The sequence below is a fragment of the Nonomuraea sp. NPDC004580 genome, from assembly GCF_040609855.1.
Taxonomy (GTDB): Bacteria; Actinomycetota; Actinomycetes; order Streptosporangiales; family Streptosporangiaceae; genus Nonomuraea; species Nonomuraea salmonea.
This window is the reverse complement of record NZ_JBEXLH010000024.1, coordinates 69598-88343: the sequence shown is the minus strand read 5'-3', so window position 1 is coordinate 88343 and position 18746 is coordinate 69598. Positions and strand designations below refer to the sequence as shown.

Annotated in this window: 25 protein-coding genes and 1 pseudogene; 14 read left to right on the top strand and 12 right to left on the bottom strand. The window is 70.3% G+C overall.

What is annotated here, in order from left to right:
- Positions 1–73: 73 nt before the first annotated feature.
- The gene (locus ABZW11_RS24365; protein WP_355421050.1) at positions 74–613 is read left to right on the top strand and encodes a hypothetical protein; all 540 of its coding nucleotides are present in this window, start codon (positions 74–76) and stop codon (positions 611–613) included.
- Here ABZW11_RS24365 and ABZW11_RS24360 read toward each other — a convergent pair.
- The 4 genes from ABZW11_RS24360 to ABZW11_RS24345 are packed head-to-tail and all read right to left on the bottom strand — an operon-like array spanning position 601 to position 3651.
- Entirely contained in the window at positions 601–1647 is a 1047-nt protein-coding gene (locus ABZW11_RS24360; protein ID WP_355421047.1) for an ABC transporter ATP-binding protein, read from the bottom strand. The genes ABZW11_RS24365 and ABZW11_RS24360 overlap by 13 nt on opposite strands.
- Positions 1629–2462 carry an ABC transporter permease gene (locus ABZW11_RS24355; protein WP_355421044.1) on the bottom strand — a complete coding sequence of 278 codons (834 nt, stop codon included), beginning with the start codon at positions 2460–2462 and terminating at the stop codon, positions 1629–1631. Before ABZW11_RS24355 ends, ABZW11_RS24360 begins: the two co-directional genes overlap by 19 nt.
- Positions 2462–3211 (bottom strand): molybdate ABC transporter substrate-binding protein, encoded by a 750-nt coding sequence (gene modA, locus ABZW11_RS24350; protein ID WP_355421041.1) that lies wholly within the window; start codon positions 3209–3211, stop codon positions 2462–2464. Before modA ends, ABZW11_RS24355 begins: the two co-directional genes overlap by 1 nt.
- Before the next feature lie 26 nt (positions 3212–3237).
- Positions 3238–3651 carry a TOBE domain-containing protein gene (locus ABZW11_RS24345; protein ID WP_355421038.1) on the bottom strand — a complete coding sequence of 138 codons (414 nt, stop codon included), beginning with the start codon at positions 3649–3651 and terminating at the stop codon, positions 3238–3240.
- Positions 3652–4019: 368 nt separating this feature from the next.
- On the opposite strand from ABZW11_RS24345, the gene ABZW11_RS24340 reads away from it, so the two are divergent.
- From ABZW11_RS24340 to ABZW11_RS24320, 5 genes are all read left to right on the top strand, one after another.
- The gene (locus ABZW11_RS24340) at positions 4020–4232 is read left to right on the top strand and encodes a hypothetical protein (protein WP_355421035.1); all 213 of its coding nucleotides are present in this window, start codon (positions 4020–4022) and stop codon (positions 4230–4232) included.
- A 314-nt stretch (positions 4233–4546) separates the two neighbouring features.
- Positions 4547–5329: an alpha/beta hydrolase gene (locus ABZW11_RS24335; RefSeq protein WP_355421032.1), complete on the top strand. Its 783-nt coding sequence runs from the start codon at positions 4547–4549 to the stop codon at positions 5327–5329.
- Between the two features lie 94 nt (positions 5330–5423).
- Positions 5424–5972, top strand: a complete 549-nt coding sequence (locus ABZW11_RS24330) for an FAD-dependent oxidoreductase (RefSeq protein ID WP_355421029.1) — start codon at positions 5424–5426, stop codon at positions 5970–5972.
- Complete coding sequence (locus tag ABZW11_RS24325) at positions 5966–6343, top strand: BBE domain-containing protein (RefSeq protein ID WP_355421026.1); 378 nt, start codon at positions 5966–5968, stop codon at positions 6341–6343. Before ABZW11_RS24330 ends, ABZW11_RS24325 begins: the two co-directional genes overlap by 7 nt.
- Before the next feature lie 18 nt (positions 6344–6361).
- Positions 6362–7021, top strand: a complete 660-nt coding sequence (locus ABZW11_RS24320) for a chorismate mutase (protein WP_355421023.1) — start codon at positions 6362–6364, stop codon at positions 7019–7021.
- On the opposite strand, the gene ABZW11_RS24315 is transcribed toward ABZW11_RS24320, so the two are convergent.
- Both ABZW11_RS24315 and ABZW11_RS24310 read right to left on the bottom strand, forming a co-directional pair.
- Entirely contained in the window at positions 7018–7911 is an 894-nt protein-coding gene (locus ABZW11_RS24315; RefSeq protein WP_355421020.1) for a hypothetical protein, read from the bottom strand. The genes ABZW11_RS24320 and ABZW11_RS24315 overlap by 4 nt on opposite strands.
- A gap of 195 nt (positions 7912–8106) precedes the next feature.
- Positions 8107–8394, bottom strand: a complete 288-nt coding sequence (locus ABZW11_RS24310; RefSeq protein WP_355421018.1) for a DUF4287 domain-containing protein — start codon at positions 8392–8394, stop codon at positions 8107–8109.
- Between the two features lie 101 nt (positions 8395–8495).
- On the opposite strand from ABZW11_RS24310, the gene ABZW11_RS24305 reads away from it, so the two are divergent.
- From ABZW11_RS24305 to ABZW11_RS24295, 3 genes are all read left to right on the top strand, one after another.
- A complete protein-coding gene (locus ABZW11_RS24305) occupies positions 8496–9143 on the top strand; it encodes a winged helix-turn-helix transcriptional regulator (RefSeq protein ID WP_355421016.1) in 648 nt (215 codons plus the stop codon).
- 106 nt (positions 9144–9249) lie between these two features.
- Positions 9250–9477 (top strand): hypothetical protein, encoded by a 228-nt coding sequence (locus ABZW11_RS24300; RefSeq protein WP_355421013.1) that lies wholly within the window; start codon positions 9250–9252, stop codon positions 9475–9477.
- Between the two features lie 228 nt (positions 9478–9705).
- Positions 9706–10467: a class I SAM-dependent methyltransferase gene (locus ABZW11_RS24295; RefSeq protein ID WP_355421011.1), complete on the top strand. Its 762-nt coding sequence runs from the start codon at positions 9706–9708 to the stop codon at positions 10465–10467.
- Here the strand turns inward: ABZW11_RS24295 and ABZW11_RS24290 are convergent.
- The 4 genes from ABZW11_RS24290 to ABZW11_RS24275 form a co-directional block, all read right to left on the bottom strand.
- Positions 10349–10813, bottom strand: a complete 465-nt coding sequence (locus tag ABZW11_RS24290) for an amidohydrolase family protein (RefSeq protein ID WP_355421171.1) — start codon at positions 10811–10813, stop codon at positions 10349–10351. The two genes, ABZW11_RS24295 and ABZW11_RS24290, sit on opposite strands and share 119 nt — an antisense overlap.
- Positions 10814–10948: 135 nt before the next feature.
- Positions 10949–11935 (bottom strand): hypothetical protein, encoded by a 987-nt coding sequence (locus ABZW11_RS24285; protein WP_355421008.1) that lies wholly within the window; start codon positions 11933–11935, stop codon positions 10949–10951.
- 143 nt (positions 11936–12078) lie between these two features.
- On the bottom strand, positions 12079–12294 hold the full coding sequence (locus ABZW11_RS24280) for a hypothetical protein (RefSeq protein ID WP_355421006.1): 216 nt from the start codon (positions 12292–12294) through the stop codon (positions 12079–12081).
- Between the two features lie 82 nt (positions 12295–12376).
- Positions 12377–12898: a hypothetical protein gene (locus tag ABZW11_RS24275; RefSeq protein ID WP_355421003.1), complete on the bottom strand. Its 522-nt coding sequence runs from the start codon at positions 12896–12898 to the stop codon at positions 12377–12379.
- Positions 12899–13024: 126 nt separating this feature from the next.
- Between ABZW11_RS24275 and ABZW11_RS24270 the strand changes: the two genes are divergently transcribed.
- The 3 genes and pseudogenes from ABZW11_RS24270 to ABZW11_RS24260 all read left to right on the top strand — a co-directional run bounded on the left by ABZW11_RS24270 (position 13025) and on the right by ABZW11_RS24260 (position 15225).
- Positions 13025–14140: a hypothetical protein gene (locus ABZW11_RS24270; protein WP_355421001.1), complete on the top strand. Its 1116-nt coding sequence runs from the start codon at positions 13025–13027 to the stop codon at positions 14138–14140.
- Between the two features lie 34 nt (positions 14141–14174).
- Positions 14175–14840 (top strand): annotated as a pseudogene (locus ABZW11_RS24265) (DUF885 family protein); the annotation flags it as partial.
- Positions 14841–14907: 67 nt separating this feature from the next.
- Positions 14908–15225, top strand: coding sequence for a DUF885 family protein (locus ABZW11_RS24260; RefSeq protein WP_355421169.1), 318 nt, complete (start codon positions 14908–14910; stop codon positions 15223–15225).
- Positions 15226–15356: 131 nt separating this feature from the next.
- On the opposite strand, the gene ABZW11_RS24255 is transcribed toward ABZW11_RS24260, so the two are convergent.
- A complete protein-coding gene (locus ABZW11_RS24255) occupies positions 15357–15959 on the bottom strand; it encodes a superoxide dismutase (RefSeq protein WP_355420999.1) in 603 nt (200 codons plus the stop codon).
- A gap of 169 nt (positions 15960–16128) precedes the next feature.
- Positions 16129–16611: a hypothetical protein gene (locus ABZW11_RS24250; RefSeq protein ID WP_355420996.1), complete on the bottom strand. Its 483-nt coding sequence runs from the start codon at positions 16609–16611 to the stop codon at positions 16129–16131.
- Between ABZW11_RS24250 and ABZW11_RS24245 the strand changes: the two genes are divergently transcribed.
- Both ABZW11_RS24245 and ABZW11_RS24240 read left to right on the top strand, forming a co-directional pair.
- Positions 16568–17161 carry a hypothetical protein gene (locus tag ABZW11_RS24245; protein ID WP_355420993.1) on the top strand — a complete coding sequence of 198 codons (594 nt, stop codon included), beginning with the start codon at positions 16568–16570 and terminating at the stop codon, positions 17159–17161. The genes ABZW11_RS24250 and ABZW11_RS24245 overlap by 44 nt on opposite strands.
- A 922-nt stretch (positions 17162–18083) precedes the next feature.
- Complete coding sequence (locus ABZW11_RS24240) at positions 18084–18407, top strand: DUF6355 family natural product biosynthesis protein (protein ID WP_355420990.1); 324 nt, start codon at positions 18084–18086, stop codon at positions 18405–18407.
- Positions 18408–18746 lie beyond the last annotated feature (339 nt).

The following is an 18746-nucleotide window of genomic DNA, read 5'->3' as shown; positions in this document are numbered from 1 at the left end:
GGGGAGGCGCACCCGGGGCCCACGACGGGACGCTGCTGACGTCACGAGCGTTCGAAAGGGCTGGAGGGGTGGCGTGGTCACGTCGTTGCGGGTCCGGGTGTGGGTCTACCTGTTGCTGTGCGGGCTTCTGCCGTGGTCCGTGGTGAAGACCGTGTGGACCCTCGGGGGAGACGTGCTCGGGGTGAGCGGCCAGGACTGGTTAGGGAGTGTCGAGAGCGACGGGGGCGCCGTCTATGAGGCGCTGGCGGCCGTGGGGCTCGATCTGACGGTGCTGGCGGCCCTGCTCGGGGTGTTCCTCGCGCTCGGGCTGGTGCATCGGTGGGGGAAGATCTTTCCGCGGTGGACGCTTTTCCTGGCCGGGCGACGGGTGCCGCGCCTCCTTCCGCTGATCCCCGCGTGGGTGGTCGGGGTGTGTCTGGGCGGGTACGGGCTCGTCCTTCTCGTCATGGTGCCGCTCGCCCTGATCGGGGTGATACCGCCGTTCACGCCGCCGGAGCCCTTCACCAGCAGCGCGGACGTGACCTGGATGATCCTCTTCGGCGGCCTGGCGTTCGGCGGGCTCGGGGGAGCCCTCGTGCTGGGAGCGTGCTCGTACACGTCTCACGCGGGGTAGGCGTGCGTCTCGGTGGCCTTGACCGACGCCCAGATCTCCTGACCCGGGCTGAGGTCGAGGTCGGCCACGGCGGCGGGGGTGATGTCGGCGAAGGCCGTGATCGGGCCGTCGAGGTGGACGCGGACGTTGTCGCCGTGCCGTTCGATGCCGTCGATGCGGGCCCGCCACAGATTACGCGGGCTGCCGTCGGGACGCGAGCGATAGAGGGCGACGGCGGCCGGCGGGAAGGCCACGAACGCGGGCCCTGACAGGTGCTCGGAGCTGTGCAGCAGGAGCTCGCCGACCTTGACCCGGCCGGCGTCGGCGCTGCCCCGATAGAGGTTGAGCCCGACGAGGCGGGCGACGTAGTCCGTACGGGGCCGGCGCGCGACCTCGGCGGGCGGCCCCTCCTGGACGACGGCCCCCTGCTCGATGACGATCAGCCGGTCGGCCAGCACCATGGCGTCGAGCGGGTCATGGGTGACCAGCACGGTCGCGCCGTCGAAGTCGGCGAGGTGGCGGCGCAACTGCGAGCGGACCTCCAGCCGGGTGTGGGCGTCGAGCGCGGCCAGCGGCTCGTCCAGCAGGAGCAGCTCAGGCCGTACGGCGAGCGCACGGGCCAGCGCCACCCGCTGCGCCTGCCCGCCGGACAGCTGCCGCGGCCTGGCACCGGCCCGATCGGCCAGCCCGACCCGTTCCAGCAGCTCGGTGGCGGAGCGGCGGGCCTCGGCCTTGGGCACGCCCTGGCAGCGCGGCCCGAAGGCGACGTTGTCGAGCGCGGACAGGTGAGGGAAGAGCAGGTAGTCCTGGAACACCATGCCGATCGGCCGGCTCTCTGCGGGCAGGGTGTGCAGCGGCCGTCCTCGCAGCGAGATGTGACCGGCGGACAGGCGGGTCAGCCCGGCCAGCGCCCGCAGCGCCGTGGTCTTGCCCGCCCCGTTCGGGCCGAGCAGCGCCACCACCTCACCGGCGTCGGCGTGCAGCGTGACGTCGAGGGTGAAGGCGGGCCTGGTGACCACCAGGCGGGCGTCGAGGGTCACGGCGCGCTCACCCACCGATCACGCAGGCTGGCCAGGATGACCACCGACACGGCCAGCAGGACCAGGCTGAGCACGATGGCGGCCTCGGGCTCGGTCTCCAGCGCCAGGTAGACGGCCAGCGGCATCGTACGGGTGGTGCCGGGGAAGTTGCCGGCGAACGTGATCGTCGCCCCGAACTCGCCCAGCGCCCGCGCCCAGCACAACACCGCGCCCGCCACCACGCCAGGCATGACCATCGGCAGCGTCACCCGCCGGAACACCGTCCACCGCGAGGCGCCGAGCGTCGCGGCGGCCTCCTCGAACCGCTGGTCGGCGCCGCGCAGCGCCCCCTCCACGCTGATCACCAGGAACGGCATCGCCACGAACGCCTCGGCGATGACCACACCGGCCGTCGTGAACGGCAGCGTGACCCCGAATGACGCCTCCAGCCACTGCCCGACGATCCCGCGCCGGCCGAGCACCAGCAGCAGCGCCACGCCGCCGACCACCGGCGGCAGCACCAGCGGCACGGTGACCAGCGCCCGCACCAGCCGCCGTCCAGGGAACTCGACCCTGGCCAGCAGCCAGGCCAGCGGCACACCGAGCAGCAGGCACGCGGCGGTCGCGATGGTGGCGGTGACCAGCGACAACCGCAGCGCCTCCAGCACCTGCGGCTCGGCCAGCCGGCCGGGCAGCGTCGTCCACGGGGCGCGGACCAGCAGCCCCGCCAGCGGCAGCACCAGGAAGACCAGCCCGATCAGCGCGGGCACCACCAGCATCCACGGCAGCCTGCCGGACGCCTCGCGTCCTCGGGGCGTGGGGCCGGTCCGGCCGCTGACGGGAGCGTTCATCAAGGCGCTTCGAATCCGGCCTTGGTCAGCACGTCCTTGCCCTGCCGCGACAGCACCAGGTCGACGAACCGCCGGGCCGCGTCACCGGCCGGAGCCTTGGCGATGGTGGCGATGGGATAGTCGTTGACCGCCTGGTCGGCCTCGGGGAACGCGATGCCTTCCACCTTGCCGCCGGAGGCGATGACGTCGGTCTTGTAGACCAGCGCCGCGTCCACCTCGCCCAGCTCGACCTTGGTCAGCGTGGCCTTGACGTCCTGCTCCAGGGTGACCGGCCTGACCTGCAGCCCGGCGGCGTCCAGCGCCTTGGCGGCCGCCGCGCCGCACGGCACCTGCTCGGCGCAGAGCGCGACCTTCACCTTCGGGCCGGTGAGGTCCTTCAGCTCGTCGATCTGCGCCGGGTTGCCGGCGGGGACGGCGATCTGCAGCTTGTTGCGGACGAACGTGGCCGGCGAGCCCGCCAGGGACGCGTCGGTGACGGTCTTCATGGTGGCCGGGCTCGCGGCGGCGAAGACGTCGGCCGGGGCGCCCTGGACGATCTGCTGGGCCAGCGTTGCGCTGGAGCCGAAGTTGAACCGCACCGACGTACCCGGATGAGCGGCCTCAAAGACCTTCCCGAGCTCGGTGAACGTCCCGGTCAGCGACGCCGCCGCGAACACCGTCACCTCCTTGCTCCCTCCAGAGGCCGGCTCTCCTGACCCGCACCCCGCCAGGGCCAGCGCGACGGGCAGGACGAGCGCCAACAGGGACATGCGCCTGAACACCAAGGGGCCGCTCCTCACACGTGACTGGCCACGCGATCGTGGTCAGGGATCTCCACGACGACGTTGGTGGACTTGATCACCGCGACCGCCACCACCCCCGCCGCCAGGCCCAGCTCATCGGCGGCCTGGCGGCTCATCAGCGACACCACGCGGAACGGCCCCGCGGCGATCTCCACCTGCGCCATCACCGCGTCGCGGACCACCTCCGTCACGATCCCCCTGAACCGGTTGCGCGCCGAGGAACGCCCGCCGCCGCCGCTCTCCCCGACCTGCGCGCGGGCGAACGCCGCCAGGTCGGCGCCGTCGACCTGCCGATGCCCGTGCTCGTCGCGCTCGGCCCGCAACCGGCCCGCGTCCACCCACCGGCGGACGGTGTCGGAGCTGACCCCCAGCAGCGCCGCGGCCTCACTGATCCGAAACGTCGTCACAAGCCCTCACCATACCCCCGCACTTTCGAGTGTGAACAGCAATCAAGGTCAGCAGTAGCGGAGCACTTACCGTTCTTCCCCTCGCATTCGCGAGACAAAAGTTACGTTGCCCTGTGACCGCCGATGACGGGCTCGCGATCCACCACGGCCTCGCCGCTGTCCACGCCCTCAGCGAGAGGTACGGCTTCGAGCTCCCGTCCGGGCGCGCTCGGGGGAAGGGCCGAGGGTGATGCGGGAAGCTTCACATGTGCACAATGGCAGGACGCCGCGCTGTCCGTCATGGGGACCCTCGCGGAGGTTCGCTGAGCCTCCAGCGCCCCTCGAGCGCTGCTCGATAACGTGACGGTCCCCACGCGCTGGAGAGCCTCATGTCATTCCTTCGCCGAGCCCTGCTGTGGGCGCGCAAGGCCGGCAGGCACCTTTACGCCGGGCTGGTCATGCTCGGCGCCGGCGTCCACGCGCCCGCACTGCCCCTGCTCCGGGACCAGCGCGTGGATCATGACGTACCGGACCGGTGTCTGAGTCCATCTGAACGCGCCGCCTGGCACCGCCTCACGGCCTCGCTGACGCGCGACGAGTGATGGGCGGCGGGCCCGCTGCTCAGCAGCGCGTCGACCGCGTGCGTCTCCGCCGTCAGATCGATCAGAGCGCGCAGCAGTTCCTCGGGGTGAGCCGCTCTTTCGCGCAGCGCTCGGCCAGCTTCGCGAACAGCGACAGCGGCTCGGTGATGAGCGCTCCAAGGGTCAGCTCCTTCTAGCGAGCCTCTGGCCTGAGGTAGAACGTTCGGTCTTGACTGGTAGGCCGGGTGTGCCATGATGAGACCGAACGTTCTCCTCTTTTGGCGGGGAGCGTCGTAAGTCGTTCTGACCTGGAAGGCCACATCATGGGAACCCGTATGCTTCGCCGTGCCGCACTCGCCGCCGGCGCCCTCGCCTTGATCGGTGCCACCGCGCCCGGCGTGGCGATGGCGGACAGTGCGAAGTCCACCGGCGCGAAGCCGACCATCGTCCTGGTGCATGGAGCGTGGGCCGAGTCGTCGAGCTGGTCGTCGGTGGTGGAGCGGCTGCGCAAGGACGGCTATCCGGTGCGCGCCCTCGCCAACCCGCTGCAGGGCCTCACCAGTGACAGCGCCTACGTCTCCAGCTACCTGGCCTCGATCGACGGCCCCTTGGTGCTGGCCGGCCACTCGTACGGCGGCGCCGTCATCACCAACTCCGCCGTCTCCGACCCCGACGTCAAGGCCCTGGTGTACATCGCCGGGTTCATCCCCGCCAAGGGCGAGACGGTCGGCGATCTGGCCGCCAAGTCCTCGCCGGCCATCCCGCTGGTCACGACCACCGTCCCGGACGGCGCCGAGGTGTCCATCGACCCGGCCCACTTCCGTGAGTCGTTCGCCGGCGACGTCGACAAGACCACGGCCGCCACCCTCGCGACCGTCCAGCGTCCCGCCAACACCAAGGCGGTGACGGACGCCGGCGAGAAGGAGGCGTACCGGACCATTCCGTCCTGGAGCCTCATCACCCGGCAGGACAAGGCGATCGCGCCCGACCTGCAGCGCTTCATGTCGAAGCGGGCCGGTGCGCGCGTCGAGGAGGTCAACGCCTCCCACGCCGTCATGGTCAGCCGTCCCGACGCGGTCACGAACCTCATCGAGAAGGCCGCCCGCAGCTCCCGCTGAGCACGGGCCTCATGCTCCCGCCGGTCGATACGGACCCTCCGGCCGGCGGCGGACCATCCGATCCGCACGCTCCTCCCGATTGAGGTCTCAACCCATGACCCAGCACCAGATCGGCCGCCTGGCCGACACCCTGCGGCGGACCATCCACGCCGGCCGCGTCATCACCACAGGGCCGGACTACGACGCCGGCCGCGCCATCTGGAACGGCGCCGTGCTCGCCCGGCCCGGCGTCATCGTCCGGTGCGGCGACCACACCGGCGATCACATCGAGGTCCAGGTCGCCGTACGGGCCGCGCGCGAGGCCGGGGTGCCGCTGTCGGTGCGCGGCGGCGGCCACGACTGGGCAGGACGATCGCTCAGCGACGGCGGCCTCACCATCGATCTGTCCGGTATGCGGCAGGTGACCGTGGACCCTGAGGCGAAGGTCGCCGAGGTCGCGGGTGGGGCGACGGCCGCCGACGTCGTACGCGCCGCGCAGCCGTTCGGCCTGACCGCCGCGACCGGCTCCGCCGGGTCGAGATCGGCCCCGCCACCATGCCCGAGATGCTCGCGGGCCTCGACGCGCAGTTCCCCTTCGGCCGGCACGTCGAGATCCGCCCGCGTTCCGTACCGTCCCTTTCGCCGGGCGTACGCCAGGTGCTGAGCGCCGCCGGCTCCACCCTGACCTCGCCCTACTCGGCGGTCTCGGTGCACCACCTGCACGGGGCCGCGGCCCGCGTACCCGTCACGGAGACGGCGTTCGGCAACCGCGACCCGCACCTGATGATCGAGATCATCGCCCTCTGGGAGCCCGGCGACGCGTATGCGGCCGGCCACCGCGCCTGGGCCGCCGACGTGGCCCGCGCCCTGGAGCCCGACGCCCTGCCGGGCGGCTACCCCAACCTGCTCGGGGACGACGAATCCGCCCAGATCGCCCACGCCTACGGCCCGAACGCCGAACGGCTCCAAGAGGTGAAACACCGCTACGACCCGGACCGGATCTTCCGCGCGATCCCCCTCCCGCTGTTCTCCTGAAGAGATGAAGGTAGACGTATGAACCTGCGTACGAAGATGACGCGCCACGCCGTGATCGCCGGCATGTTCGGAGCCACGACGGCCCTGGCCGTCCCCCAGGCCATGGCGTCGGCGGCCCCGGCCGGCGCCGTGGTCGCGGCGTCCCCGTCGCCGGGCAAGCTCGGACGCCTGACGGACCTCGTCATCGAACGGCTCCTGGTGAGCGACGACGTGGCCGCCTCCAAGTTCGGCACCGACTCGCCCATCGAGGACCCGGTACGCGAGCAGCAGGTCCTCGACCAGGTCCGTCAGCAGGCGGGGGCGGTGGGGGTGGACCCGGACGCCGCCGTGGCGTTCTTCCGCGACCAGATCACCGCCAGCAAGGTCGTACAGAAGGGCCTCTTCACCCGCTGGACCACCCACCCAGACGAAGCCCCGACGACCCGTCCCGACCTGGCCGAGATCCGCCAACGCCTCGACCGCCTCACCACGGAGCTGCTGGACGGCCTCAGGAGCACGGAGCACGTACGCACCAAGCCGGTTGCCTGCTCAACCCAACTGACCCTCGCCACCACATCCGCTGCAACCAGACAACACCTGGACGCTCTCCACCGCCGGGCCCTCACAACCGCAACGACCTCGGTGTGCCGCCCGGTAGTGCGCACGCAGGCCGCTCCGGCTGCCGTGGCTCGGCGTTAGAACTCGGGGGCCGCGCCGCGGCCCCCGGGGTCCGCCACGTGCGCGCGGAACTTGCGCACCGACACGCTGATCGACCGGGCGGCGGCCTCGTCGTTGTCATGACGGGTCAGCGCGTGCAGGACCTGCTGCTCGATCGGCGACAGCGGCAGATCATCCAGATCACGGGCACGCGCCCACATGCCGTCGAACACGTCCGCCAGCATGATCACGAGACCCTGCTGGCAATCTGCAGCGCCCCCCGTCCGCGCCTGGGCGGGATCGGCCTGCACGAAGGCGACCGACCGGTTGACGATGGCCAGGTGCCTGACCGGCTCGATGGTCACCCGGTGCAGGTCACCCAGGGCATGCAAGGACCGCGCATGCGCCTCCTGCCGCGGATCGCCCAGCGTGTGCCCGGGAATGAGGGTGCGGCTGCGCAACCCGCGCGCCAGCAGCCGTCGGAAGGGCGTGTCATCGTAACCGGCGGAGGCTTCACGGGCGCGGACCTTCAGGTGCGCGAACTCGCCGGGATCGACGCTCAGCATCGTACGGATGCGGCGGGTGACGGCCGCCCCCTCGGGAATGTGCTCGACCATCTGGACCGGCCTGCCGCCGCGATGCTCCTCTGTCAGTTCGGTGAGCACGTCCCAGACGAGCGTCAGCTCAGTGAGCTGACGCTGCGTCTGCTCGATGCGCCGCCGCACCAGCACGTCGATCGCAGCGGCCGGGGCGAGCGCGGTCAGCGTGCCGTCCACCAGGCCCAGCGCCCGCAGCTCGGCCAGCACAGGCCGCACGCCGGGCATGACCAGTTCGACCCCGGCCGTCTCCAGGTCCGCGCGCGGGTGGCGCAGCAGGTAACGGTAGAGACGCTCCTGCTCGGGGCTCAGCCCCAGGCTCTCCAGGCTCATCATCACTCCGGGTCTCGTACGCGTGCCTCTCGCGGTCACGAGGTTCGCCGCGTATGGCATGTCGATCATCCAGTGGCGTCGCCGCCGGTCACCGCACGGGCCCTGAATCGAGGAGGTGTGCCCGGCCCCTCCCATGGCCCGCGGGTGCCGGTCCTTGCGGACGGCACCCGCGATCGGAGCCGCTGTCCATCCGGCTCGTCAGGGCCGGTTGTTCTTGCCGTCCAGCCAGAGCGTGTCGGACTCGTCGCGGTGGGAGCCCGAGCTGCCGACGTGTCTGGCGTCGATTTTCGGCCCCTTCTTGATGACGTGCACCAACGCCATCGCGTGTCCACGGCCGAGCTCATAGTCCTGCTTCAGCCAGTCGACGATCACTCCGGCCTTCACCGACGGGTCGTCGAAGCCGCGTTCTTTCGCCAGGGCGATGAACTCACGTGGGGTCAGTCCGGTCTTGGTTTCGATGTTGTCGAGGTAGGCCTGGAACGACATGCGCTTCTCCCATCTGTACGACCTGTCACGATCTCGTGCCAGGAAAGCTTGTCTTTCGCAAGTACGCTTTGTCAACTGAAGTATGAGTTAGGATTCGCAGCATGGCGTCTCGGGAGTACGGACAGTTCTGCGGCCTGGCCCGCGCGATGGAGATGGTCGGCGAACGGTGGAGCATGCTGATCATCCGCAACCTGCTCATCGGGCCCCAGCGCTTCACCGACCTGCACAAGGGCCTGCCGGCCATCCCGACCAACATCCTTTCGACCCGCCTCAAACAGCTCGAAGAGGCGGGCCTGGCCACCCGCCGCGCGCTGCCGCACCCCGAGCGCGCCGTGGTCTACGAGCTCACCGACTACGGACGCGACCTCGAGCCCGCACTGATCGCACTGGGCCGCTGGGGCGCACGGACGCTCACCGAGCCCCGCCCCGGCGAGCTCATCACCGCCGAATCGGTCGCCATGTCCTTCCACACCACCTACCGACCGGAAACAGCCCAGAAAATCACCGCCGGCTACGAGATCCGCATGAGCGACATCACGCTCCGCCTGCAGATCACCCAAGGGAAGCTCACCGTCGGCATCGGCCCCCACCCCTCCCCCGACCTCGTCATCGAACGCCTGACCGGCCACCCCATCCGCGAACTGATGAGCGGCGCCAAGACCCCTGACGACGTACTCCGCGACGGCAGCGTACGAACAGAAGGCGACCCCGCACTGCTCGACCGATTCGCCGAGATGTTCCGCTTCTGAAGCCATGCCGTTCACACCGGACTACCGGGACCGCCGTGCGCGGGACGGCTGGCGCGTGCACGCCGCGAGGTCTTCGGTTCTGCCGGCGCCGACCGGCGGTGACCACGTGCCGGACTTTGGCGCAGGCGTCGAGCGTTCGCTGTTCATCGTCGCCTCTTGTCATCGTGTTCGGCGGGGAGTGCGCCTCGAACCCGCGATGACCCCGCTCTTCCAGAAGCTCATCAACATCGCGCGGACGCACTCGCCGGCGTCCGTGCTCTGCTTCAACACCGGCCCGCAGACCACCGTGGACGCGGTGCGCCGCTGGTGGCCCCGGCCGTCCGACGCGGGCTGAGGCGGGTCACTTCGTGTCGATGCGGCCCAGCGGTCCGCCGGCCGCCGCCAGCGCCCGGCGGACGGCGGGCCAGGCGTCGTCGTCGAGGCCGAGCACGGTCCGCAGGAGCGTGACCCGGACATGAAGGTCCCTCCTGAGGGCCGCTCCGCAGCAATAGACGGAGCAGTGTCCGCTCGGTGAGCCGCGAAGATGTCCGCGTCATGTGTGGATCCTGGGCAGAATGGCCCGATGCCTACCATCCCGCACAAGTTCGCCGAGGCCACGTCTTCGTCCGCGTACAACGATTACGACCAGATGGCCGAGGACTACTCGGCCGAGAACGAGACCAACCTCGTGAACGCCTACTACGAGCGCCCCGCCATGCTGGAGCTGGCCGGGGACGTGGCAGGGCGGCGCATTCTCGACGCGGGTTGTGGCTCGGGGCCGCTGTTCGCCGAGCTGCGGAGCAGGGGAGCGATCGTGACCGGCATCGACGCGAGCGCGGGGATGCTGGAGATGGCCAGGCGGCGGCTGGGCCCCGACGCGGATCTGCACGCGGTGGATCTGGCCGGGCCCCTGCCGTTCCCCGACGACACGTTCGACGACGTCACCGCGTCCCTCGTGCTGCACTATCTGCAGGACTGGGGGCCGACGCTGGCCGAGCTGCGACGCGTGCTGAAGCCCGGCGGCCGGCTCCTCGTCTCGGTGGACCATCCTTTCTCCATCGCGCTCTTCCAGCAGATGGCCGGGGAGAAGCCCGCGTACTTCGAGACCCGCGCCCGCACCGAGGAATGGGTCATGGGCGGGGAGACCGTCCGGATGAGGTTCTGGGACCGGCCGCTGCACGCGATGACCGAGGCTTTCGCCGCCGCGGGCTTCCGCATCAGCGTCATCAGCGAGCCGCCGTTCGCGCCGGAGGCCCGCGAGCTGTTCCCCGAGGAGTTCGGCGGCATCGAGCCCGGCCGCACGCGGTTCCTGTGCTTCCTGTTCTTCGTCCTCGAGGCAGCCTGACGTAATCCCCTGGACTACAGCGTCGCCGGCTGTGCCGACGGCGGCAGCGTGTCGTCGCCGGCCGCGCGCAGGGCCGCGAGCGGGTCGGGATCGCCCATGTCGAAGGGAAGTCGGAGCCGAGCAGCACCCGCTCGGGCCCGGCCACCCTGACCGGTTCGCGCAGCGCGGCCGGGTCGTGGGTGAGCGAGTCGAAGTGCAGGTCGCGCAGATAGCTGCTGGGCGGCCGGGCACAGCCGCGGGCGTCGGGCCGCACCCGGTGGCCGTGGTCGGAACGACCCAGGTAGTACGGCAGGTAGCCGCCTCCGTGCGCGGCCAGCAGCTTCAGCCCAGGATGCCGGTCGAGCACGCCGGAGAAGATCAGGTGGGACAGCGCGACGGCGTTCTCCACCGGCTGGCCGACGATGTTCGACAGGTACCAGCGGTCCGCTTCCAGAGCTATGGGGAAGCGGCCTTCGCGTTGCCGGTGTCCGAGCGTACGGGGTCAGCTGCAGCTCCACCGAGCCCAGTACGTGTTCCGGTAGTCGTCCGTGACCCACAGTGCGTGGACGATGTCGTTGTCGCCCAGGTAGATGTCACCCGGCCAGGCGAGCGGGTCCGGATACGGGAAGATCACCGGCGCCCCGGAGGCTTCCCAGAACCCCGCGTCGTACCCGGTCGTGTTCGTGCGCTTGACCAGGCCGACGGTGTCGCCGTCGGTCTTCGCCGCCACCGGGCGGGCGCCCGCGCGGGTGTGCAGCACCGAGCCGTCGCTGTTCCACACGATGGCGACCTCGCCGCCCGACGTGGCTGTGCCGTAGCCCACCGGCCGGCCGCTGTTGTCGCTCTCCGTGAGGGAGAAGCTGCTCACTCCGGCCGGCGTCTGCAGGTCGTGCAGGGTGCCGTCCGGGTGCAACATTTTCTTGGACGTGAGCAGGATGCGGCCGTCCTTGTCGATGCTCACCGGGCGGCCCTGCCCGACGACGCGGTACGTCGAGTAGTTGGACGCCGGCCACACCACCACCGAGTACCCGGAGCTGAGGCTGGCCAGACCGACGACGTCCCCCTTGTCGTTGATCGCCACCTCTTCTGTGTAGGTGGAGCCGGACACCTTGGCCAGCTTCACCTTGGACCCCGAGCCGGGCCGCCACACGTACGGCTCCGACGGCCCTCCCGTCGGGGTGAGGCTGCCGATCACGGTGCCGCTGCTGTTGACGTCCTGCGGGGTGTCGCGTTTGTTGCCGTCCATGGTGGGCCACGTCGCCACGGTCTGGCCGTTGCGCCATAAGAAGCGGCCGTTGTCCTCGCCGGCGCCCACCGCGTACTCGCCGCTGGCGCTCGCGCCCGCGATCGAGGCGTAGTCGTCGCCGTTCTGGTCGGGGAGGTTGCCCAGGTAGGTGCAGGCCGTGGCGGCGGACGCGGGGCTCGCCGGCGCCATGAGCCCGGCGGCGGCCAACGCGCTGACCAGGATTGTGCGCACGTGCTTACGCATGGAACTCCTCGCGGTCGATTCCCGGCTTTCAGGACGAGCTGCCGGATCGTGCGCAGCCTCCCAGCCGCCCATCAAGGGCACCTCGAATTGATATGGGGACGCCTGGGCGCTGGTGCTGGTCGCCTCCGGCTCCCCGGAGCCGGTCAGGTGGTGAAGCCGTTCAGGAGGGCGGTGAGCCCTGGGCCGCAGTGGTCGTCGAGGATGGTGGCGTCGGCGGCTTCGGCGAGCAGGTTGTAGCCGGGGCTGCCGGGCTCGGGTTTGCGGCTGCGGCCGGCCTGCGTCATGGCGACGGACAGGGCGTGGCCGATGACGAGCTCGCGCAGGCAGCGCGTCATGCGCAGGGCATCGGCCGGGGACATGCCGTCGGCGAAGTCTACTTTGTAAAGGCGGCCGCGTGGGTCGCGCCGTCGTCAGGCGGGCCTCGTCGGTGGCCGGGCCTGGTCAGTGGTGCTGGGCGCCGGTCTCGATCTGGCCGCCCACCTTCTTGCGCAGCCCCTCCAGCAGCGCGGGCTCGGACACGACCGTCCACCGATCACCCACCAGGTACGTCCCGCCATACGGCTGGGCGTAGTCGAGCCAGTCGCGCTTGCCCTTGTCGGTGGTGAACGTGACGATCGTGTACCGGCCCTGCTTGGTCTGGCAGGCCGCCTGCTTCAGCTCGTCGGCGTCGATCTGCAGGCGCGCCTTCGGGCAGCCGGCGCTGGTCTTGAGCTTCTTCATGCTCGCGCGCGGCAGCTTCACCGTCGCGGCGGGCTGCGTGACACCGCCGCCCGCCACGTGTCCTTGGTGGTGCGACTGGTGTTGCGCGGCGGCGGGCGCCGCCCCTATGGCGGCTTGGGGTTGCGAGTTCCCGCAGGACACCAGGCACGCGCCCAGCACGGCCGCGCCCGCCGAGACGGCCAGCAGGCCCGTCACCCGCCTCCGGTTGCGTGCGAGTGACGGCGGCTGCGGTGTGAGCGTCATGGTGATGTTCCTCCGATTCAGGCAGCGGGAAGCTCCCACGGGAGGTACGCACGCCCGTCCGCACGCGGTTCACCCGGGCGGAAAAGGGTTCGTGTCCGCCGGTGGCGGCCCGTTAGCATCGCGCGGATGAACGCTGTGCTGTGGTTGTCCGGCCCCTCGGGCGTCGGGAAGTCGTCGGCCGGGTGGGAGATCTGCGATCAGCTCGGCCGGGAGGGCGTCAGGACGGCGTTCGTGGACGCCGACCAGATCAGCCTCATCTACCCCGAACCCGAACAGAACACCCACCGCCTCCGCGCCCGCAACCTCGCCGCCCTCTGGGACGGCTTCCGCGCGGAAGGCGCGGAGTGCCTGGTGCTGGCCGGCTTCGCGGACACGCCGGACGAGGTACGCGAATACTCCTCGCTCCTGCCTGATGTCGCGTTCACCGTGTGCCGGTTGCGTGTCCCCGGAGCGGAGCTGCGCCGGCGTTTCCTGGGCCGCGGCTGGCAGCCGGACCTGGTGGACCACGCGGTGGCCGAGGCTGAGGCGCAGGACCGTACCTCCTATGCCGACCTGACCCTGGACACCAGCGGCCTGACGGTCCCGGAGACGGCCCGCCTGATCCGGGAGCGCACCGGCTGGCCGGGAACCACCGCACCCGGCCAGGGACGTCCCGCACAGGCGGAGCCGGCCCCGGTGCCGGTGCTGTGGTTCACGGGGGCGACGGCGGTGGGGAAGTCCACGGTCGCGTACGAAGTGTTCCGCCACGTCGTACGGACCGGCACGCGGACGGCGTATGCCGACCTGAAGCAGATCGCCATGCTGCGGCCCGCCTCCGGCGACGCACACCATCTCAAGGCCCGCAACCTCGCCGCGCTCTGGGCGGGCTACCGGGCAGCCGGAGCGACGTACCTGATCGTCTGCGGCGAGGCGGACCCCGACGAGACCATCCGCGACTACACCCGCCTGCTGCCCGGCGCGCGGCTGACGGTGTGCCGCCTCCACGCCTCCCCGGCCACGCTGCGCGAACGCGTCGCCGACCGCGCCCGGGGCGGCGGCCCGGCGATCCCCGGCGACGAACTGCGCGGCCTGGACGAGCACGCCCTGGACGAAGCCGCCACCCGCGCGGCGGCCGAGGCGGCCCGCCTCGACCAGGCGGGCGCCGGAGACGTGCGCATCGACACCGACGACCGTCCGGTGCCGGACGTGGTGGCCACCGTGCTCGCTCACCTCAAGCTCACCCAGGAGAACTCCCGAGCCTGAACCGGTCTCGCCCTGACCCCGTTACTGTGTCCGGATGACACCGATATTTGCGCTTTGTGAGGGATATGTCGGGAAGTCGGCGGCCCTCGATCCGGTCAGCATGGGAGTTTGCGGAGTCACCGGCGACTTCGCCGCGGCCACCGACTACAGCCCGGACGGCCACGCCGCCCGCGCCGACCTGATCCGCCGCACCCTGGCCGAGCTGGACGAGCTGAGCCCCACTTCGGAGGCCGATCGGCACGCCGCCGCGCATCTTCGGGAACGGCTGGAAGCGCAGCTGGCCTGGCACGACAGCGGGGAGCCCCTGCGCATGCTGCGCGGCCAGTTCGGGCTGATCAACGTCATCCGCGACAGCGTCGACCTGCTGCCACGCGGCGGCGACGACCAGTGGCGCGACGTCGCCGCCCGCCTGGCGGCCGTGCCGGAGATGCTCGCGAGCTGGCGATTCGCGATCTGGCGTGAGCTGACGACGGTCTTCCACGAGGGAGTGCCCGGTCACCACCTGCAGATCGGCGGGATGATGGCGGCCGGGGACACGCTGTCGCGCTTCGCGAAGACGTCCCGGGTGAGCGGGCACAGCGAGGGCTGGGCTCTTTACGCCGAACGCCTCGCCGACGAACTCGGCTGGTTCTCCGACCCTGGAACCCGCCTCGGCATGCTGGCCGCGTCTTCGCTGCGCGCGGCCCGCGTGGTCATCGACATCGGAGTCCACCTGGACCTGCCGCTGCCCGACGGGTCCCGATGGGACGTTCGACAGGGCCTGCCAGGTGCTGCGCGAGCGTGGCCACGCCGCCGCGCACCGGATCCGTCCCGAGGTCGCCCGCTACTTCGGCTGGCCCGCCCAGGCGATCTCGTACAAGCTCGGCGAGCGTGCCTGGCTGATGGCCCGCCAGGCGGCGAGCCGGCGCACGGGCTTCGACCTCCGGACCTGGCACACCACCGCCGTCGGCCTCGGCCCCGTCGGCCTGGACGACCTGGTCGATGCCCTGAAGGACGTCGGCCGAGGCGCTGCCGGTCAGTGCCGCACATGGGTTCGTCAGCCCAGTGTCGCAACGGGTACGTGCTGCTCGGTCTCGCCGTCATAGGCGGCATCGTGGTGCTCGTCGTGGGACGACGGGTGACCGAACCGGCCTGAGCGCAGGCCGGTTACAGATGGCGGCGCCCGCCTGGCCCCGCGGACCAAGCTCGGGCCGGGTGGGCGCCGCCGGCTCAGGGGTCAGGCGCTACGTGCGGCGTCGTAGCGGGCGATCACGTCGTTCCAATTGATCAGATCCCACAGCTTCTCCACGTAGTCCGGCCGCACGTTACGGTACTGCAGGTAGTACGCGTGCTCCCAGGCGTCGAAGACGAGCAGCGGGGTGGTGTTCATGCCGACGTTGCCGTGGTGGTCGTAGACCTGCTCGACGACGAGCCGCCGGCCGAGCGGCTCCCACGCCAGCACGCCCCAGCCCGAGCCCTGCACGGTGGCGGTGGCCGTGGTCAGCTGCCTCTTGAACGCCTCGAACGATCCGAAGTGCTCGTCGATGGCCGCCGCCAGGTCGCCGTCGGGGCGGTCGCCACCGTCGGGGGACAGGTTCTGCCAGAAGATCGTGTGCAGCACGTGCCCTGACAGGTTGAACGCGTACGTCTTCTCCAGCCCGACCAGCCCGCCGAACTCACCCTTGTCCCGCGCCTCCGCCAGCCGCTCAAGGGTGTCGTTGGCGCCCTTGACGTAGGCGGCGTGGTGCTTGGCGTGGTGCAGCTCCAGGATCTCGCCGGTGATCGCGGGCTCCAGGGCGGCGTAGTCGTACGGCATGTCGGGCAGCGTGTACTGACCCATGACGCTCCTCATCATTGTTGCGAATCATTCGCAACAACAATAGACCCGCAACTGGTGTCCCGTCATGGAGATCACGGCGGTGTCGCCATCGGACCCGGCCGACCCACTCCACGACGCGGTGCCTGACCGTACTTGAGGAACCGAGGCTCGCCTGATCATGGTCATCCCGCTACGAAGTGGAGTTACCCGTGCTCCCAGGTCGGGTGTCGTCGTCATCATCAGCGGAGCTTTCGGATGGGGCGGCGTTCCCGTCCTGATCGCGTGGCACGGGCTGGAACCAGGACCCGAGAGGCCCAGGTGGTTCAGAGGACGCGAACGGCGGCCTCCAGGCGGCGGTCGCCTCAGGGTCCGCGTCGGAGTCCGGTGGGGGTGAGCCGGGGCGCGGGTCGTTCGCCTTGTTCTGGTCGTCGAGGGCGACGACGTTCTCGAGGGCTTCGAGAAGCTGTCGCGTCCAGGGGTTGTCCTCCTGCACGGGGTACGGGCGCGGGGCCGGCGGTGCGGGGACGGGGTCGGCGACGGGTTCCGGGGCCGCCAGGCGGGTGCGGCGGGACCTGACCACGAGTACCGCGAGCCCGGCCAGCACGGCGGCCACGAGGAGCACGGTCGAGGTGAGCACCATCGTGGTGGAGACGTCCCGCTGCTGGCTGGCCACCGTGGTGGTGAGGTGCGTGGGGACGGCGCTGGAAGCCGTGGTGGTGGATGCCGGTGTGGCGGCGGCGCCCTCGTCTTCCTCGGCCTCCGGCGTGGGTGAGGTGGAGGTCGACGTGCCCGCCGCCGCTGCTGACGTGGAGGTGGCGGACGATTCGGCTTCGCTCGCCGCTTCGCCGGCCGTCGAAGCGGCGGGCGACTCCGATGCCGCGGCGCTCTCGGTGGGCGCCGGCGCGTCGGAGGCCGTTGCGGTTTCTGCGGGCGATGACGGCTCAGGCGCGGTTTCGGTGGGTGATGCCGAGTCGGATGCCGTAGGGGTCGCTGTGGGGGTCGCTGTGGGGGTTTCTGTGGGGGTGGCCGAAGGGGACTCGGTCACCGTCGGTGTGGGGGAGGAGGAGTCCGAGGGGGTTGACGACGGCGTCGCGGTGGACGTCGGTGTGTCCGAAGCGGTGGGTTGCGGCGTACCCGTGGTGGCGGGTCCGCTCGACGTCGAGGTGGGCGTCGGCGTCCCGGAGGGTGGCGTGCTCTCGGACGGCGACGTACTCGGCGTGTGAGTCGGCTCTGGCCCGGGACGAGTCGGCGCGGACGACGGACCGCCCCCTTCGTGGTGGGAGCCGCCCTGATGGGATCCGTGCTGATTCGGGCCGTCATGGCCGCTGTCGCCGCGATCCGGAGCCGGCGAGAGGTCCGGCTCCTCCGAGGAGCCTTTCCGCCCGAACTCGTGAGAATTCGAGCCCTTGCCATGCGGGTCCTGGTGCCTTCCCTGGGAGTCGTCCATGCCGGAGCGCGGCCCATCATGGGGCTCGCGCGTCGGCTCACCCACGTGGTCATAGGGAGGCCGGTGGTCCGGCTGACCCGTGAAGGAGCCCGAGTCGATGAACTTCTGGAGATCGTGCGTCATGGAAGCGGGGGACCTCCTGGGACGAGATCGGACTTAACCATTCAGACCATGACAATAGGGACTGATAAGGCTAAACCGGGAGCATGTGGGGTGGAGCGAGCGTACCTGAAGTCCTTGCAGCTCACGAGCTTGAGACAGCGCGATCGACGGCCCTGTCAGGCAGCGAATCCCAAGCAGGAGAGGCGCTTTCGGCGCTACGGTCGAAGCTGGCAAGAGAAAAGATCTACCAATGAACAATGATCGCGAGCCGGGACGGCACCGCACGCTCGCCCCACAAAGAGGACCGAGGCGCTCCGTCCAGAGCCCTTCCCCTGTCCGCCTCATCCTTTGAAGGGGTGAGACAGGGGCTTGCGCGTGTGTCCCAGCCAGCGCATTCCGCCACGATCCGCGCTACCCGGGCACGTGCCACAGGTTTCTGCACGGTCCCGGTTGACGCCGATGACCGTGCTGCTCACCGCGCATCAGAACTGGCGTGACCTCTTGACGACAGAGATCCGAATGTTGACGACAGGGCCACGAAAGCGCCATGCGCTCAACTAACTGGCGTCGGATCTTCCGCATCTCCAGGAGGAATCATGCGCTTCACCACTCCCACCGTCGCCAAGTCGACGATCGTGGCCTTAGCGGCCGCCGCCACGGTCGCGGTAGCCGGGACTCCGGTCTCAGCTTCGACGATCGCCGATCCAGAAGCAGCCGCCCAAATCCGCTGCGGCTACTACAGGGACACGACCGGAAACTGGTATGGGCACTGCGATGAAGGCCCGCGGACTGACATCATCATCAGAGTCGAGTCGTATATCGAAGGCCATTACGAAATGTGTGTCAAGCCCGGTCTGACGAAGCTCGACCCCTTCGCCTACTACGCCGTCTACGTCGGCAGACTGTGCAACGCTGGGTGACGCAAGACCTCGCGGCTGCCGGGCGAATCGCCAGGCAGCCGCGATACCCAACCGATCGATCTGGGATGAAGACGAATACCGTCGCCTGTTCGGCCGGCACTTCATCGGCATCTGCTGGAGGAGTACTACCTGCTGCCCGACGCCACCGGCCAGAACCTCCATGAGATGGAAGAGCCCCTGACAGCCAAGGGCTTGCGCGTCACCACCGAACCGGGCGGAACCGTGCACCATATCGTCCACGACGTGGTTCACGGCTCAGCCTGACCAAGGCCGATGGTGTCCTGGACCGGGCTGGGCGGGTCGGCCACGATGGGGGCATGGGGAGTGGATCAGCGCGGT

Excerpts from the sequence above, each read along its gene's own strand:
- ABZW11_RS24355 (WP_355421044.1), bottom strand. The coding sequence starts at position 2,462 with ATGAACGCTCCCGTCAGCGGCCGGACCGGCCCCACGCCCCGAGGACGC.
- modA (WP_355421041.1), bottom strand. The coding sequence starts at position 3,211 with ATGTCCCTGTTGGCGCTCGTCCTGCCCGTCGCGCTGGCCCTGGCGGGG.
- ABZW11_RS24340 (WP_355421035.1), top strand. The coding sequence starts at position 4,020 with ATGTCATTCCTTCGCCGAGCCCTGCTGTGGGCGCGCAAGGCCGGCAGG.
- ABZW11_RS24335 (WP_355421032.1), top strand. The coding sequence starts at position 4,547 with ATGCTTCGCCGTGCCGCACTCGCCGCCGGCGCCCTCGCCTTGATCGGT.
- ABZW11_RS24330 (WP_355421029.1), top strand. The coding sequence starts at position 5,424 with ATGACCCAGCACCAGATCGGCCGCCTGGCCGACACCCTGCGGCGGACC.
- ABZW11_RS24320 (WP_355421023.1), top strand. The coding sequence starts at position 6,362 with ATGAACCTGCGTACGAAGATGACGCGCCACGCCGTGATCGCCGGCATG.
- ABZW11_RS24315 (WP_355421020.1), bottom strand. The coding sequence starts at position 7,911 with ATGATGAGCCTGGAGAGCCTGGGGCTGAGCCCCGAGCAGGAGCGTCTC.
- ABZW11_RS24310 (WP_355421018.1), bottom strand. The coding sequence starts at position 8,394 with ATGTCGTTCCAGGCCTACCTCGACAACATCGAAACCAAGACCGGACTG.
- ABZW11_RS24305 (WP_355421016.1), top strand. The coding sequence starts at position 8,496 with ATGGCGTCTCGGGAGTACGGACAGTTCTGCGGCCTGGCCCGCGCGATG.
- ABZW11_RS24295 (WP_355421011.1), top strand. The coding sequence starts at position 9,706 with ATGCCTACCATCCCGCACAAGTTCGCCGAGGCCACGTCTTCGTCCGCG.
- ABZW11_RS24285 (WP_355421008.1), bottom strand. The coding sequence starts at position 11,935 with ATGCGTAAGCACGTGCGCACAATCCTGGTCAGCGCGTTGGCCGCCGCC.
- ABZW11_RS24280 (WP_355421006.1), bottom strand. The coding sequence starts at position 12,294 with ATGTCCCCGGCCGATGCCCTGCGCATGACGCGCTGCCTGCGCGAGCTC.
- ABZW11_RS24275 (WP_355421003.1), bottom strand. The coding sequence starts at position 12,898 with ATGACGCTCACACCGCAGCCGCCGTCACTCGCACGCAACCGGAGGCGG.
- ABZW11_RS24270 (WP_355421001.1), top strand. The coding sequence starts at position 13,025 with ATGAACGCTGTGCTGTGGTTGTCCGGCCCCTCGGGCGTCGGGAAGTCG.
- ABZW11_RS24255 (WP_355420999.1), bottom strand. The coding sequence starts at position 15,959 with ATGGGTCAGTACACGCTGCCCGACATGCCGTACGACTACGCCGCCCTG.
- ABZW11_RS24240 (WP_355420990.1), top strand. The coding sequence starts at position 18,084 with ATGCGCTTCACCACTCCCACCGTCGCCAAGTCGACGATCGTGGCCTTA.